This window comes from Bacillus sp. ChL18 (assembly GCF_026241425.1).
Taxonomy (GTDB): Bacteria; Bacillota; Bacilli; order Bacillales; family Bacillaceae; genus Bacillus; species Bacillus velezensis.
On the sequence record NZ_JAPHWE010000001.1, the window covers coordinates 1879736 to 1895950 of the forward strand.

Here is a 16215-nt window from a genome sequence, read left to right on the forward strand (position 1 = left end):
AATGGAGGCGGCGGTCATTGAAGTTTTTGAATCAGTGGCAGGGTTTCTGAAAGAAAGCACTGTCTTAGGCGACATAAATGAAACAGATGTGATTTATACAAGAAACAGACTTCTCGATCTGCTCGGACTGACGGATTATGCAGAACCGAAGCATATCAAGAAACAAAACAGGCTTCACTATTTGGACGAAATGGTGAAAGACGCGGTAAAACGGTCAATCATTAACGATACGCCGGCTGAAAGAGACATGCTGGGAAGCAGAATCATGGACGTGATCACACCGGCCCCTTCTCTGATCAATGCCGCATTCAGCAAATTGTTATCAGATTGCCCGAAAAAAGCAACAGATTATTTTTATAGATTGAGTCAAAACAACGACTATATTAAGACGCGGGCCATTCGAAAAAATATCGTGTACCGCTCACCAACACCTTTTGGAGAATTGGACATCACCATTAATTTATCAAAGCCCGAAAAAGATCCTAAAGACATCGCCGCGGTAAAAAACAGTCCGGAAAACCGGTATCCGACATGCCTGCTCTGTATGGAAAACGAGGGGTATGCCGGAACACCGCATCACCCTGCCCGTTCAAACCACCGCATCATCAGGCTTGACTTAGCGGGAGAACAGTGGGGTTTTCAATACTCTCCTTATGCGTATTACAGCGAGCATGCCATCTTTCTTTCAAGCGTGCACAAGCCGATGAACATCAGCCGTGACAGCTTCAGAAGGCTTCTGGCCATTACGGAAATCTTCCCGCATTATTTCGCGGGATCAAACGCAGACTTGCCGATCGTAGGAGGCTCCATTCTTTCTCACGATCATTATCAAGGCGGCGGCCATGAGTTTCCGATGGCAAAAGCGGGTTCCCTCTACCCTTTTCATATGCGTCATTTTCCAGACGTTCAGGCCGAAGTCGTGAAGTGGCCGGTATCAGTGATCCGCCTTCGCGCAAAAGATCCGGATTTGCTGACAGATGCCGCTGCGTATGTTTTTGAAAAGTGGCGGGAATATTCAGACGAAACCGTCAGCATCATCGCAAAGACAAATGAACCCCATAATACCGTCACTCCAATTGCCAGACGCAGGGGAACGGATTTCGAAATGGATCTCGCTCTCAGAAACAACCGCACCTCCGAAGATTATCCGGATGGCATTTTTCACCCGCATCAAGATGTCCATCACATCAAAAAAGAAAATATCGGTCTGATTGAAGTGATGGGACTCGCCGTTTTACCTCCCCGCCTGAAAGATGAGCTGGCAGAAGTGAAAAAGTATTTACTGAATAAACCTCATGACATCAAAGACATTCATCTTCCGTGGGCTGAAAACATCAAAGCGGATAAAGACGTGACACCGGAAAATGCAGCCGCTGTTATACAAAAAGAAACCGCGAATGTATTTTTACGCGCGCTGACCGATGCAGGCGTTTTTAAAATGACACCCGAAGGAATTCAGGCGTTTCAGCGTTTCACGACGTTATTGGAGAATGGCAGCTGAAACATTCAGAGTGAAATCAATCAACAATCTTTTTTTTCAGGAGGTATTGTGATGTTCAAAAACCGATTGAAACGTGTATTTGTAAACGCAATCTGTCTTTCTCTCATTTTCACTGCTTTTACATTCTTTGAGAAGTCTCCTAAAGCAAAAGCGGATGCCCCGTTTGCCTACGGCGCTGATATAGGATGGCTGAAACAAATGGAGGACGAAGGTGTGCGCTGGCTGGATGACGGCGGAAAACAGAAAGATGCCTTGCAGATTCTTAAAGATCACGGAATAAATGCCGTGAGACTGAGAGTGTTTGTGAATCCGCCAAGCAGCTATTATTGGCTGAAAGACGGCACAACATGGACCATGCTCGGCTATAGTGACAAAGCGGGCGTACTTGCGGCGGCCAAAAGGGCAAAAGCGTTAGGAATGAAGGTAATGGTTGACTTCCATTACAGTGATGTGTTCGCTGATCCCGGCCACCAGATCAAGCCGAACAAATGGACCGGCTATTCAAACAGCCAGCTGCAGGCAGCCGTGTATAACCATACGTACGATGTCATGAAAGAACTTAAAAATCACGGCATCTCCCCTGATTGGGTGCAAGTAGGGAATGAAATGAATTCAGGAATTTTACTGCCCGACGGCAGCACGAACGATTTCAGCAAATTGACCGCCTTACTGAACAGAGGCTATGACGCCGTGAAATCCGTCAGCCCGGCCACCAAGGTCATCAGCCATTTGGCACACGGCACGGACAACAGCCTATTCAGATGGTGGTTTGATCAATTCTTTAAAAACGGAGGAAAAACCGACATCATCGGCGTTTCGTTCTATCCCTATTGGGAAGGTAAGCCGTACTGGGAGCTCACCAGCCATTTATCATCTAATTTGAATGACATCGCCTCACGCTACAACAAGGAAGTCATGGTGGTTGAACTGGGCGGAGATGAAAATAATCCGAAAGATTCCTACTGGACCATAAAAGACACCATAAAACTGGTGAAAGCCGTTCCGAACGGCAAAGGAACCGGCGTATTTTACTGGGAGCCCGAGGCTCACTCCAGCGTTCTGTCAGACGCGTATCCATTAGGCGCAACCGCCAAAGTGTCTAAAAACGTCTTGAAATACACAACCGCAATTGACGCTTTTCATGACGCCGCAACAGGAAAATGATTGATGCGAACCTCAAGCAGGCTCATTGCGCAGCCTGCTTTTTTATAAGGCTGTAGTGTTGGCCTGTTATGAAACAGAGCAAGTAACGAATACGGAAAGAAAAATACCCGAAAACCCACGTTTCGGTTTAAAAGCCGCTTTTTAAATAGAATACTTCTTCTATCCCCCTCCTTCTTAATTTCTGCGCACTATCTCTCAGTTCCTAAATAATAACTTTACGATTGTTGAAAAAGAAACAAAAATTTTATAATATTGTGTAAGCACCACCGAGCAGGAGGACGGGACATGAACAAAAAAGAACAGCTCCTCACGGATTTCAGGGACTTTTTTAACAAGATGGTGTGGCTGAATAGGCTGAAGATGGAAGAAAGCCTTAAGGGGCATAAACCTTCTGAAGTGCATTGCATCGAATTCATCGAAAAAATTGAAGACGCCAATGTGACTAAACTTGCGGAGTCCCTTTATATGACAAGAGGGGCCATAAGTAAATTAACGAAGAAGCTTATCAATAAAGGCCTTATCGAAAGCTATCAGAAGCCGCTTAACAAGAAAGAAATCTATTTCAGGCTTACCGAGCAAGGAAAAGTCATTTATAAAATTCACGAGGAATTGCACAAAGAGTTTCAAGAACGGGACAAAATCGTGTTTGAACAAGTAACTGATGAACAATTTGACACGATGCTGAACTTCGTGGAAACATACAGCAGGCATTTGGATTCAGAAATAAAGAAACTTGGTGCAGACATGAAATCGGAATAAATATGAATAAAACCATAGGCAGCCCTTCTCCATGAAAACGGGCTGCCTTTTTATATCCCTTTTATTATTGACAAAGAAACAAAATCGCTCTATCATTTTGTTGACAAGGAAACAAAGACAGCAATTTTGAGAGGAGCATACTATGTCAACACATAAAAGAAAGGAACTTCGGGTGCCAAAAGAAGTTCTCACAGCCGCCTGGGCAATTGCACTGGGAGCAATCGCTCCAATGCTTGACTCTACGATGGTAAACATCGCCATCGACAAACTGACCAAAGACTTCAACACGACATTGGATACCATTCAGTGGTCCGTTACAGGCTATGTCTTAGCACTTGCGATTGCAGTACCCGTATCCGGCTGGCTTATGAATAAATATAACGGTAAGAAAATCTTCATCGGCTCAGTCATCGCCTTTGGTGTGATTTCTGTTTTTGCGGGGATGAGCCGTGACGTTTCCAGCTTCATCTTCTTCCGTTTGCTTCAAGGATTCAGCGCCGGTATTATGACTCCGCTTATGTCAACACTCTTGGTTAAAACGGCAGGTCCGGAAAACCTGGGAAAAGTGATGGCAATCGTCAGCACCCCTATGATCTTCGGCCCGATCTTAGGACCTGTCATCGGAGGCTTCATCGTCCAAGGCGCTTCGTGGCATTGGATTTTTTACATCAACGTGTTCATCGTTTTGATTGCTGCACCGCTTATGGTGAAAACCATTCCAGACTTTGAACCATTCAACAAAGATCGTAAACTCGATATTTTCGGGATTATCAATTTGTCATTAATGAGCGCGGCATTGATGTACGGTATTACGAAAGCGGCGGATCATGCATCATTTAACAATAGCGACACCATTTTATGGACGGGCATCGGTCTTGTTTCAGCAGCCATTTATCTTGTATATAATCTGATCAAGAAAAACCAAACCGTGCTGCCTATGAATTTGTTTGCAAACAAGAGCTTCTTATCATCTTCGATCGGGTTGTTCTTAGCGAATGTTGCCATCATGGGGCCGATGTTAATACTTCCGCTGTTTTTTCAAAACATTCGTCATTTCACGGCAGTCGGAGCAGCACTCGCTTTAATCCCTCAAGGAGTCGGAATGCTCGTGACTCGTCCGCTGATCGGAAAATTGATTGATAAGATCGGTGCGAAATACGTGGTTACGGTCAGTCTTGTTCTTTCGCTGATCGGATCTATTCCGCTTATTTTTATCACCGATAACACAAGTATGATTTGGATTTCCGTCGTATTATTTATCCGCGGCACCAGTTTTGGAGGAATTATGCTCCCATTAATGAGTGACGCTTATACAGGCCTTGACAGCAAGCAGCTTCCGGAAGCGGGTGTCGGTATTCATATGATTGAAAACCTCGGTTCCAGCTTTGGGTCAGCTGTGATCGCAACCGTTACCGCAACTGTCATACAAGGATTGCAGCCGACGATTCCGAACAGTTTAAAAGGCTACCATGCCGGATTCTTAGTATCCGTCATCATCCTTGCGGCCATCTTCATTCCAAGCCTGTTCCTTACCCATAAAAAGACTGCGATATAAAGAACTTTTTAAAGTAAAAAACCCTTGCACAGCAAGGGTTTTAGTGAATGAAACTGATGATTGCTGTCGGCAGAGTCGGCCAACAATAGACAAAGCCTTTTACTCATTCACATCGCTTTTCATTAACCATTCTACTTCCGTTAATTCTTGTTTTTGAACGTCTTTTGTATGTTTTTTCGTAAAATGGACTTTAACAGCTTCTTCGTTTTCCCAAATCTCCCAAAGCATGATTTTGCGTTCTGATGGTTCAAGCGGATGAGCATGGAACTGAATACAGCCTTCTTCTTTGTTCGTTTCTTCCTCAAGTTTTTTGAATTCCTTCATTATTTCATTAAGGTCTCTATCACTGATGATTTTTAAGCATGCCGTTATGTAATGCATCGAAATTCCCCCTCTTCCCATCTTTTTATGGCTTTACATTATAACATCGAAACCGGCATACCGCATTCTCAACAAATAAAAAGCCGTCCATAAAAAATGAACGGCAATGTTTATTTAAGGGCATTAAGAGCGACTTTTGCAGCCTCAGCGATAAGAGCATTATTATAATCGGCATCTTCCGTAAACCGGTTTGACAGGATTGCCAAAACAATTGGGGCTCTGTCAGGCGGCCAAACGATCGCAATGTCGTTTCGTGTGCCGTAGCTTCCGGCTCCGGATTTATCGCCGACTTCCCATCCTGCAGGAGCGCCTGCCCGAATCAGTTCGTCGCCGGTAGCGTTGCCCCGCATCCAATCCGTTAAGATCGTGCGCTTGTCAGTCGTGAGAGTGTTACCCAAAGCGAAAGTCTTAAGGTCAGTTGCCAGTGCTTTTGCGGTGCTTGTGTCACGACGATCCCCGGGAATCGCAGAGTTTAGATCCGTCTCGAACCGATCAGCTTTCGTTACATGATCCCCGATCTGTTTCAATGACTTTTCGAAACCTTTAGGGCCGCCAAGCTGCTGCAACAATAGGTTCCCGGCGGTATTATCGCTGTAACGGACAGCGGCTTCTGAGATTTCTTTCAGGCTCATGCCTGTATCCAGGTGTTTTTCTGTGATTGGAGAATATGTAACTAAATCGTCTTTGCTGTAGCGGATGATGGCATTAAGTTTTTCATTTGAGCTTTTCTTCAGAACAGCAGCTGCGGCCAGAACTTTATAGGTTGATGCGTAAGCAAACCGTTCATTCGGCCGATAGGCGATTGTCTTGTTTGAACCTGTATCAATCGCATAAACCCCAAGCCTGGCATCAAATTTTTTCTCAAGCTGAACAAATTTCTGATTCGTTATACAGCTTGTCATTTTTGTGTTTTCTATAGACTTCGCTTCAGCATGCGCTGAGCCGAATAAAGGATTGAAACCGGTAAAGCTTAAACATAAAAGTCCAATGCATAGTCCAACTTGTATTCCCGCTTTATTTTTCACATCCAGGCCTCCTCATTATAATGTTTTTGTATACATCTTCTAATTAACATTACAAACAGGATGAAAGTCAATATATTTCCTGTGAATGATTAAATCCTGCATTCTGATTCCTCTCCTTATTAAATGCGCCGCCCTTGCCGCGTCTGAATGTTTGCATGTCCGCTTCGTGATCATCATCTATTTGTTATCCCTCCGTGCAAATAAAAACGGACACAGTCAGAGCACAGTGATGCTGTGCAATGATCAGTGTCCGCAGGCTTTCCGTCTTGGACCTATATACGTTTCTCTTGCAGACTATAAAAATCATAAGGTAAGTTAACAAACGCATTACCTTAATCCCGCCAGTCAAAAAATTATATCATTTTATATATTTCAATAAGATTATTATCTGGATCTCTGAAATGAGCAACTCGTGCACGCCATTCCTGACGATCATGTGGTTCATTGACGCATTTAATCCCTTGCTTGTGCAGATAGTCATACGTTTTATCAACATCTTCTACCTTAAACTGAAGCAAAAATCTTGATTGCGCATCTCCGTCTAAAGATTTTCTTTCTTCTCCAACTATTTCAGCCATATTTTCTCGAGATAAAAGTTCTATTTTCGTTTCTCCATTATCGAAAAGTGCATATTCCATTTCCTTCTCTAACCAACTTATTGGAAGTCCTAATGAATCTTTGTAAAACTCGACGCTTTTCTTAAAATCATTAACCAATAGTCTAATTTGCAGCAACTTCATATTGAACGCCTCCTATCATTTTACTGGCCATTCATTTAATCATACAATAGGGACCTGACAGCATTATGTCAAGTTTCCATAATTTTTTTCCATACTGCACCCAAATTTCTGATGAAAGCCTTCGGAGATTCATGAAACTGCGTTTAATCAATTCACATTCTTAGTTTGAATTCTCCTCCTCTCCGCCGTGGAGGCTCCGGCCATGTAAGTCGCGCATGCGTAAACATCCGGCCGCCGCTCCTGTAAGTAATACAGCTGATAGAATGATTGACTGAATAATTTTTTCACCGTCATTGCTTCCCCTGCTTTTTATATTCTGCGATTTCCTTAGGGGTAGCCTTTCGGACTCCGTCTGTGTCTGTCCTGTTTGCCACTTGAACGCCTTCCATGTTTTTTATCTCGCTGACTATTCCCAAATGCTCTAAATACACATGATCACCAATCTTGAAACGATTCTGTTTGGCCCGCTCCTCGGTCATGCTCCTGTATTCAGCCGCGGCTTTCATTTTTAATTCAGCCAGACACATTTGACAAAGGGTTACTGTTACAGAATTGCCGTTAAAATCAGTAAACGAAACCGATCTGACAGATTCCTTTTCCGGGTGCATCGTGCATGTTTTCTTCATAGGTGATGGCCGTGTAAATTCAATCATTCCGCTTCCTCCTCCATAAAAGTCTTTTCGTCCCCTGACATAACTCCGGATGAATGGGAAGTTCCATACACCCGCATTCGAACCGTCACGACACATGGAGATTGCCTTTCCTTCGCCATTGACGGATATTCATACATCCTTCATAGCTGAAAGCCTATATTCCTTTATATTCCCAATGCTTGCCGCACTTCCCTGTTAGGATGAAATTTCTAAAGCTGTTGACCAGTTGCCGCATGTTGGTTCCCCATGCGAAAAGCCGTTTGGGCCGCCGTATCCCAATTCATACGGGTGAATTTCAGCCCTCTCATATGTGTGTATGCTTTGTAAAGGAGGTGCATCACATGATGTTCTAACAACCGATTCAACATGAACAAAGTGATGTAGTCGACAAAAAGATTGCCGAGAACAAAAAGAACGGTGAATCTAAAAACAATTGACCTTTCTGAATATGAATTGCTGGTCAACGTATATTTCAAATTAATAAGATAAATAAAATAGACCCCCTCAAAGTTAATGGTGAGGGGGTCTTGAGTATGCGGCCGATATTTCTTTATTGAACTCCAAACGAAGAGATGCAAAAATGGATTGAAGAGGTGATGGTTTTGCCGCCATGTTAATGTACAAATATTTAATTAATACTGTATCAGTTTATTCAATATGTTAATTTTACTTTGATCTTTATTACTCTTCTTTGTTCTTCTATATCCATCTAATAAAGACATATTATAAACCTTGAGGTAATCATCAATAGTCAGCAAATGATATTTGGCTCCGTCATCTTCAAAAACCCCTAGGTTATGATAATCTACATCTGCAAATGGTTTTAAATCCTCAATGTAAGCAATGCCTATTTTAGTATTAGTTTTCCTAAATTCATGCTCATGTAAATCAACCAATTTATATCCTTGCAGTTCCATAATTTTTTTAAGTTTTTCCCACTTTTCCTCTAAAAATATTAAAGGAATAAGGATGTCAATATCTTCTGGTGAAAAGTTCAACCCAGTTACCTTTTCAAGACCTAAAGAGCCATATAATAATGGGGTAATGTCTAACTCTTTATTAAGAGTTTTAGCTATATTTATAAATTCATTATACAATTTCATTTTATATCCTCAATTTTTGGCTATTTAGAATCAACTGCTCCTTGGAGTCCACTTTAAAAGGATTCTTTTATCTCAATGGATCTCCTGAAGCTATATGCCAATGCAGATGCTTTGAATCCTGATAATCTCCTAAGTTTGTAAGCACCCTGCAAGAACCACTTTCTTTTGTCACCTTCGCCGCAACCTTTTTAATCACACCCAGCAACTCGAGTAAAAGTTCATTGTCGTCTTCTTCCAAAGTGATTAAAGAAGAGATATGTTTTTTAGGAATAGCAACAATATGCACCGGCCAAAAAGGTCTTGTATGATGATACGCCAATACATTCTCGGTTTCTAAAACTTTATTTACTTTTGTTTTTCCGCTTAATACTTCATCGCAATAAAAGTCTTCTGTCAATCATTAATCCCCCTTACTTTTTAGCGTTGATCTTCATAGTCAATATACAAATTTAACCCAATGCTCTACTTTATTTTTCACCTTTATCATTAAAATAAGAGAACCACAATAAACTTATGAACCCATCAGCTCCTATAATTGTAGATATAATGTAAGTCCAATTAAGTAAATTCATAAGCTTTCTTCTCTAAGAAATAATTTCGATACGTCTAAATATATCGCTTTATAGAATTTTCCATTCCGTGCAATCCAGCAGCTTTTGATACGGTGTTTAAGGATTGCTACCTGTGCTGCTTTTACTCCTTGTACAGTTTTTAAACTAAACTTATTTTTGTATCTCTTTCAATGTATCTTTAATAATGTCAACAATAATCTGAGGTTGATCAACATGTAGACCATGTGATGCATTTTTCACAACAATATGTTTGCTATTTGTTGATAAACGCAGAAAGTCTCTTTGAAATAGATTCCACGCAGCGAAGGATTCAGTTGTATGATAAGACTGTAAACCAGCGCTGACAACTATAAGTGGAACATCTCCTAATGATGTGCATTTGTCTATTTGTTCAAAACTATCTTGAATTTCACTTAAAGAACCTTCTACCGAAAATTGATTAAAGTAAAGAGATCTTGTTTCTTCACTGAATAGTGGTGGCATAATTTTGTTTTGATCTTCATGGCAGGAATCTAAGAGAATAACCGCTGCTACTTCTTCTGGATATGTACAAGCATATAACCTTACATTTGCTCCTCCAAATGAATGCCCTACAAGCATATATGGTGGTTTAATATTCGCATTTTGTAAAAGGGTACGAAGATTTTCAACAGACTGCTTGCTGTCTTTTGGTCTATCGTCTTTTTCACTTTTTCCTAAACCTGCTCTATCGTAGATGAAAAATTGCGCAAATTTTGAAATTTCACCTTTTATAGGGTCCCAAGAAGCAGAAGGGCATCCGTACCCTGATTCAAATATGACTGTAATGTTTTCATTTTGCCTTTCAAAAAATTCGTAATAGAGCTTAATACCACCAATATCTTGCATCTTGCCAGTATTGGTAATTTTATTCATACAAAAACCTCCAGTGTTTAATCATTAGGTTCATAGGTTAAAATGGAGCATTCTGTCTCTGATATTTTATATACTTTCCTGTTTTTCTGTCGAATGCCATCCATCTCATTCCAATAAACTCTTCTTCTCTAAATATACTTCTTTTAAGCCCTTATCATCACTTAGAACACTATATGCTACCCCAGAAATCGAGACTCTCTATGTAATAATGGGTATTCATCTAATCTGTCATTTTTTAAGATATTAGTTAAGATATTTATCATTGTTCACATCTCTCTTTGTTAGAGTAAAAACGTGTTTAAACTTAAACCATCTGAAACACGACATACAATGCAACTTCAGCTACAAGCAAATAAATCATATATCTAGCATAATTGAATACATCTTCATCAGTATTTTTCTCTTTTTTAAAAGTCCATGCAAATAAACCTAATACAGTTGCCACTAATGCGATTTCAATTATTGTTAATATTTACATACCTTCCTCCTAAAAAAGAACAGGGTAAATAGACTTATGTTAATTTTCATTCAATTAAGTCTCTTCAGTCAGGATTTATCTTATAAAAACTTTCCACTTCTTCATGTTCATCACCTTCAATGAGTTCAAAGCTGCCCGGTACATTATACATTATTTTCCGTTAATATATCAATTCCGGTTAATAAATCACCTGCATCTTGAATTACGCCATTTTCATCTTTTACACCCTACAATTCATTATCTAAACCTTTTTAACCGGCTTAATCTTTCCAAGAGAATGGAACCGCGCCGATGTATTAAAAGCAATTGACGAAGCTTATCATACTAGAAAACAAGTACGTTCAAATAAGTATAGGGGAATCACTTCAACAGGAATTAAAATTGAAATGTATTTAAATAGTGACGGAACAATAGCAACAGCATATCCGTTATATAAAAAATAATCTTAAAGGTGACCGTGACACATGAAATATTCGTATAGGTTTGATAAAGATCCATTTGGTGATATAAAAATAGTTTTACCAGAAGAAATCAGTCTTTTCTCTGAATTCATTGAAAATATTACAACAATAGAACAAACTGATGAGTATATAGAATACATTCAGAATGTTTTAAATGGGATACATGAGGATTTTGAAATTGATTTAAATGGGGTAAGTGTATTGATAAAAAAAGATGTTACCGATGTTGAAAACCCTTTTTTAATCGATGACCCTTATAAAAACTCAATAGAAACAGACCAATTTAAAGAGTTGTTATTAATATGGAGAAATAAAATTCCTGAGATCTTTAAAGATTAAGTACATTCATTATTCTACACGGTGAAATGTGGTTCTTAACCTTTATTGAGCCGGTATTCAAATTTCCCAGAGTCTAAGATATTAAAGCCTTTCTCATAAGAGATGGGCTTTATCTGTGTTTTCAATAGGATAGACTTTCTTCAGTCCGTAGATCCCATCAGCATCAGGCTGGCGGCAAAGAACCTTGCAGTATACAGCGAATGTACTTCAAAATCAGCTCAAAAAAGTTTCATCGGCAAACGGATATGTAAAAAACCCTTGCTGTGCAAGGGTTTTGGTTATGATTCCGACTGGGCTCGAACCAGCGACCTCTACCCTGTCAAGGTAGTGATTAACTTCTGATACGAACAGACGTTTTATTTTGAAACCTTATTTTATAAGGTTTGCTGACCAGTCTTTCTGATAATAAATCTTCTGTTTTGGCTAAAAATGAACAAGTTGGTCCCCAATTCGTCCCCAACTGTCCCCAAATCAGATTTTCCGACAACGGAACCTACGTTCGTATATCATCCTTACAGGAGTTGAATTGCAATGACCAATTTTGAACGGAAAGTGTATCGGATTATTTTTAATATGACCCGCTTCGGGAAAAATCCCTCCATGGAACAATTAAAACCGGGAAAGATGAGCAGACGATCCGTGCTGCTGTGCGAAGCTTAATGATGAAGGGTGAATTGAAGTGGGATAAGCAGAAAAAACGTTGGGCTTTCAATTAATAAAAAAACTCTCTATATTAGAGAGTTTTTTAAGTTGCATATTGATGATATTGAATAATCAGATCATCTGTAATCTCACAATTTTGGCCAGGCTTGTAAGCTCTAGCCCATGGTCCACCTTCCTGATGAGTCTTGTCAACTAAATGAAAAGCATCTAATTCACCATACTTCAACAGAGTATCTTTTATGCATTGCAAAGCAGCTGTTCCATACTCAGAAGTCCAGATTTTTATTAGAGAGGGCGTGTATGCAACCTCTTGAGTTCTGAGTAAAAACGTTTCGTCTTCTTTATAATCAATTTCAGAGCTTCCGTGTATTCTATACCTATGAAATACGTCTTCGACCACAGGACCATATTTAAAGGCAACGATTGGATCTTTAAATAACTTTGATCCAGTTCTAAGTAAGAATTCAGAGTAAATATAGTAAAGTAATTTTTGTAATTTCAAATGTGATACAGGATAAATGGCAAGTACGAATTTAGCAACATCATAAGCAGAAAGTTGTTGATCGTTTGATACAACTTCTATAAAATCATCAATTCGATTTGTAATTATAACATCATCAAAGAAAGAGTCCATTTGTACTACCGAATCCCAAGAGATATCGTCTGTTGTTAACTTATGAATTCCGAATTGCACATGTCCACATTCTTTTTTTATCCTAGTTATAAATAACTTGATATATTCTTTATCAAGCTGGTCTTCACTCGAATAATGCCAACCGTATCTTCTTCCGCCAGAGAAATCACTTACGATTGCAATAAAATGAAAAGCCATAACTAAACACCTTCCATTTCCAGTTCAATTTCCGTTGAATTTTTGTAAATTTCAGCCCACTTTTTATGTTCTTGTTTGTGATCTTTATGTGACAAATCATTTTGTGTTCGATCTTTTAAACACCAGATTTGTATTTCCCAAGGAAAGTATTTCCATTCCTCGCCGTATAAATAAATATGAAAAGCTTTATAATCGCCTTTCGAAGAATCCATGAAATCAATTCGATTATTATAAATCTGTTTTAGTTGTTGACATGTTTTTTGAAAACAGTTCTTATTATGATCAAAAAACGTTGGGTGTATTCTAAATCCTAATAAATCATTTAAACATTTATTTATCGGGATTTTCCCCTCTTCCTTTTTGCCAACAAGATAATACTTAAGTTTGTTAACAATCGAAGTAGTTTCTTTCGTCCTTAACCTTAGAATTAATTCTTTGTATTTATTCTGCAAATCAGTATATGCACTGTAAAGAAGTAATTCCTCCCTGTAATTAGAAATTAACTGCAAGAATAAACTATCGACTGAAAAAGTATTCTCCTCATTAATATGAGTAACATGATTAATTTGTTTTCTTTTTAAATTTATTAGATCATCTTTCTTTTCTAGATGAAATTCAGTTGAAATTTCTTTATGCGCATTATTAATATCAATAATTAATTCATAAAAGGTATCACAGAATGATTCCATTTCACATGTACAATTAATCACTTTTATTCCCCAATTTAAAATTATCGGATTGGTGTTTAATTCATCTAATTCCTTTTGATTCCGTTTGATTCCGTTTGATTCCCTTTCATTTTACTCTTTCTTGTTTCCATCTACAATGATTTGGAACCAATTTTTAAAAATTCTATTACCTAAACTTAAATACATTAAACCTTATGCCAGTCTTTAATTCATCAAATCATTGAACCCCCCTTTTTAAATAAGCGAAAAAGTATGACAAAAAACCTTCCTCATCTCGAGAAGGGCTTCATTCATCATTCGGACGATACTTCTTCCGGCCGGCTTCTAATTCATTTTTAAGAGCTTGAACATGTCCGAGCAAAAACAATGCGACTGTCCCAACCTTTTTAATCGGCTTGAGCATTCCAAAAGTGACAAGGGGGCCTCAAACGCTGCCGGGTGATTCCAAGCAAGCTACCAGCTGATAACCCTCATTACTTAAATGTTTAATTACTCAGGGATAAGCAAAAAGACTCAGGCCAAACTATTCATTTTTCCCTTTTGAATCGCACAGCGATCTTTTTCTTCATTCTTCCATGGTAATATCTTGTTGAAGTATTTCGAATGAAAGGATATGGTCATGAAAGTTTTCGAAGCAACCACCCTCCTCGCTGCCGCCAAACAACGCGCAAACGAATACAAAGAACTCCGCAACCAAATGGTCAATCTAAAAAAAGCCTTTCAAGGCATGGCTGATCTCGGTGACAGCGACTTCTCAGGCCGGGGCGCTGACAATATCAAAGCGTTTTTCAAGGACCACGCCGGCGTCACAGACAGCTGGCTTGATCTGATCGATATGAAAATCGCATTTCTCACAAGCCTTCCCGGCAAGGTCGAAGACGCCGGACTTTCCAATTCGCATGTGGAGGAATCATTTCTGGAGCACGAGCTCACCCACGCCCTTAGTAAATCAAAGGCGATTATGGAAGAGCAGAAAAAGGACATGGGGTCCATCCTCGGAGAGATCGAAGGCATCATCTCGCTCGAATTGTTTTCAACCGAAAGCACAGATCAGAAGCTTTCTTCAGCTGACAAAAAAAGAAGCGAAACGATACATAAACTCGGCAAACTTGATCACGATCTAACGAAAGAATACGCAGAAACCGAAGCGAACGAACAGTTCATCCAAGCTGACTTCCAGCAGCTCCAAAACGCTACAGGCAAAGGAAAAAGCGCCACGCCGCTTCACTACAACGCCAAAGCGTATCGCGAAAGCGACATCCATAAGAAAAAAGGCGAGATTGCAAGACATTCGGATGCTTATTTGACGATTAAAAAGGAAGAAGCGAAAGAGCGGGAGATCAAGGATCTGAAGAAAAAGCTTGCTGATGGTGTCACCGATCCGGATGAGTACTTAGAAATCGCCAAAAAAGTTGGCTATGAGAATCTCACCCCTGAACAGCTTGAATTTGTTTCATTTCTGGAACAGCGTAAAGCTTTCATGGATAACGGAAAAGAAGCATTGCAAATCATAGGTGATGGCGCCAAAGGTCTGCTTGTTGGTGTATACGATCTTGCCAAGGATACCGGTGAAGGAGCACTTCAACTCGGACGGAATATCGGTTGGACAATTGACAACTTAAACAAAGATCCTCAAAAAGTTCTGGATACTGTTCTGGAATACGACTATCTAGGTGTCTTTCAAAGTATGGTTGACACATTGAAGGATGATTGGGATAAAAAGATGATTCACGGCGATGCATATACACGGATGCACTATGTTACTTACTTGGGCGGAAGTCTTCTGTTATTGAAAGGCGGAAAGTCCTCTGTCTCAACAGGCTCAAAAGATCTTGCTAAAGCTGGTGGCACAATTAAGAAAGGCGGAAAGTCTGTAAAACAGTTTTACAAATCTCCTGTCAATCGGTATACTCCTGCATTAGAAGGAATCCTTCAAGATGCTGAGAATACTATTAATGTGAAGAATACACCACTCCTAAAAAGAATAGCCGATTCCACTAAAGATAGTGTACTCTTTAAATCAATCAATGGTAAGTCATCAAAAAACAAGGCAGTTAAAAAAGGCCTTTCCAAAAAATCAAGAGAAGTTGCGCTTCCAAAGGTAGACACATATGAACAAGCTAGAAATGAGGCGCTAAATCTAATTGGTGATTTAGGAATAGATTCAAAGCCTTTTATAGGTACTTTATCTAAAAGCGCAGGCTTTGGTAAAGTTACTGGCCGAATGTCTGGAGATAATAAAGTCCTTTGGAGATTAGATTATGACCCCGAAAAGGGACCTCATATAAATGTTGAGGATTATAGAAATGGAAAAGGAGATAAGGCAAAGAAATATTATATACCTTTTAACGGAAACGAAGATACTTATAAATCCCTTTTAAAACATTTAAATAAATAGGAAGTGTT

Annotated in this window: 17 protein-coding genes and 1 pseudogene; 8 read left to right on the forward strand and 10 right to left on the reverse strand. The window is 39.5% G+C overall.

Annotation, left to right across the window (positions count from 1 at the left end; translation table 11 throughout):
- Nucleotide 1 precedes the first annotated feature (1 nt).
- The 4 genes from galT to OQ477_RS09220 all read left to right on the forward strand — a co-directional run bounded on the left by galT (nt 2) and on the right by OQ477_RS09220 (nt 4979).
- Nucleotides 2-1501 carry a UDP-glucose--hexose-1-phosphate uridylyltransferase gene (gene galT / locus OQ477_RS09205; RefSeq protein WP_265972434.1) on the forward strand — a complete coding sequence of 500 codons (1500 nt, stop codon included), beginning with the start codon at nt 2-4 and terminating at the stop codon, nt 1499-1501.
- 51 nt (nt 1502-1552) lie between these two features.
- The gene (locus OQ477_RS09210) at nt 1553-2665 is read left to right on the forward strand and encodes a glycoside hydrolase family 53 protein (RefSeq protein WP_265972163.1); all 1113 of its coding nucleotides are present in this window, start codon (nt 1553-1555) and stop codon (nt 2663-2665) included.
- 285 nt (nt 2666-2950) lie between these two features.
- A complete protein-coding gene (locus tag OQ477_RS09215; RefSeq protein WP_265972164.1) occupies nt 2951-3424 on the forward strand; it encodes a MarR family transcriptional regulator in 474 nt (157 codons plus the stop codon).
- A 142-nt stretch (nt 3425-3566) separates the two neighbouring features.
- Nucleotides 3567-4979 (forward strand): MDR family MFS transporter, encoded by a 1413-nt coding sequence (locus tag OQ477_RS09220; protein ID WP_265972165.1) that lies wholly within the window; start codon nt 3567-3569, stop codon nt 4977-4979.
- Nucleotides 4980-5078: 99 nt separating this feature from the next.
- On the opposite strand, the gene OQ477_RS09225 is transcribed toward OQ477_RS09220, so the two are convergent.
- The 8 genes from OQ477_RS09225 to OQ477_RS09260 all read right to left on the reverse strand — a co-directional run bounded on the left by OQ477_RS09225 (nt 5079) and on the right by OQ477_RS09260 (nt 10347).
- On the reverse strand, nt 5079-5360 hold the full coding sequence (locus tag OQ477_RS09225; protein WP_416346523.1) for a putative quinol monooxygenase: 282 nt from the start codon (nt 5358-5360) through the stop codon (nt 5079-5081).
- 110 nt (nt 5361-5470) lie between these two features.
- A complete protein-coding gene (gene bla, locus OQ477_RS09230; protein WP_265972435.1) occupies nt 5471-6391 on the reverse strand; it encodes a class A beta-lactamase in 921 nt (306 codons plus the stop codon).
- 347 nt (nt 6392-6738) lie between these two features.
- Nucleotides 6739-7125, reverse strand: a complete 387-nt coding sequence (locus OQ477_RS09235; protein WP_007407334.1) for a VOC family protein — start codon at nt 7123-7125, stop codon at nt 6739-6741.
- A 147-nt stretch (nt 7126-7272) separates the two neighbouring features.
- Entirely contained in the window at nt 7273-7419 is a 147-nt protein-coding gene (locus OQ477_RS09240) for a hypothetical protein (protein ID WP_265972168.1), read from the reverse strand.
- Nucleotides 7416-7778, reverse strand: a complete 363-nt coding sequence (locus tag OQ477_RS09245; protein ID WP_265972169.1) for a hypothetical protein — start codon at nt 7776-7778, stop codon at nt 7416-7418. The genes OQ477_RS09240 and OQ477_RS09245 overlap by 4 nt, the downstream gene beginning before the upstream one ends.
- A 632-nt stretch (nt 7779-8410) precedes the next feature.
- Nucleotides 8411-8881 carry a hypothetical protein gene (locus tag OQ477_RS09250; RefSeq protein ID WP_014417483.1) on the reverse strand — a complete coding sequence of 157 codons (471 nt, stop codon included), beginning with the start codon at nt 8879-8881 and terminating at the stop codon, nt 8411-8413.
- Between the two features lie 67 nt (nt 8882-8948).
- Nucleotides 8949-9278, reverse strand: a complete 330-nt coding sequence (locus OQ477_RS09255; RefSeq protein WP_021494066.1) for an HIT domain-containing protein — start codon at nt 9276-9278, stop codon at nt 8949-8951.
- A 325-nt stretch (nt 9279-9603) separates the two neighbouring features.
- Entirely contained in the window at nt 9604-10347 is a 744-nt protein-coding gene (locus OQ477_RS09260; RefSeq protein WP_224988640.1) for an alpha/beta fold hydrolase, read from the reverse strand.
- Between the two features lie 741 nt (nt 10348-11088).
- On the opposite strand from OQ477_RS09260, the gene OQ477_RS09265 reads away from it, so the two are divergent.
- The 3 genes and pseudogenes from OQ477_RS09265 to OQ477_RS09275 all read left to right on the forward strand — a co-directional run bounded on the left by OQ477_RS09265 (nt 11089) and on the right by OQ477_RS09275 (nt 12341).
- Nucleotides 11089-11268, forward strand: a complete 180-nt coding sequence (locus OQ477_RS09265; protein WP_260867305.1) for an EndoU domain-containing protein — start codon at nt 11089-11091, stop codon at nt 11266-11268.
- A 21-nt stretch (nt 11269-11289) separates the two neighbouring features.
- On the forward strand, nt 11290-11625 hold the full coding sequence (locus OQ477_RS09270) for a hypothetical protein (RefSeq protein ID WP_025649608.1): 336 nt from the start codon (nt 11290-11292) through the stop codon (nt 11623-11625).
- Nucleotides 11626-12156: 531 nt separating this feature from the next.
- Nucleotides 12157-12341 (forward strand): annotated as a pseudogene (locus OQ477_RS09275) (hypothetical protein).
- A 29-nt stretch (nt 12342-12370) separates the two neighbouring features.
- Here OQ477_RS09275 and OQ477_RS09280 read toward each other — a convergent pair.
- Complete coding sequence (locus tag OQ477_RS09280) at nt 12371-13120, reverse strand: Panacea domain-containing protein (RefSeq protein ID WP_025649607.1); 750 nt, start codon at nt 13118-13120, stop codon at nt 12371-12373.
- 2 nt (nt 13121-13122) lie between these two features.
- Nucleotides 13123-13830 carry a hypothetical protein gene (locus OQ477_RS09285; RefSeq protein ID WP_025649606.1) on the reverse strand — a complete coding sequence of 236 codons (708 nt, stop codon included), beginning with the start codon at nt 13828-13830 and terminating at the stop codon, nt 13123-13125.
- A 598-nt stretch (nt 13831-14428) separates the two neighbouring features.
- On the opposite strand from OQ477_RS09285, the gene OQ477_RS09290 reads away from it, so the two are divergent.
- Nucleotides 14429-16207, forward strand: a complete 1779-nt coding sequence (locus OQ477_RS09290) for a T7SS effector LXG polymorphic toxin (RefSeq protein WP_265972172.1) — start codon at nt 14429-14431, stop codon at nt 16205-16207.
- Nucleotides 16208-16215 lie beyond the last annotated feature (8 nt).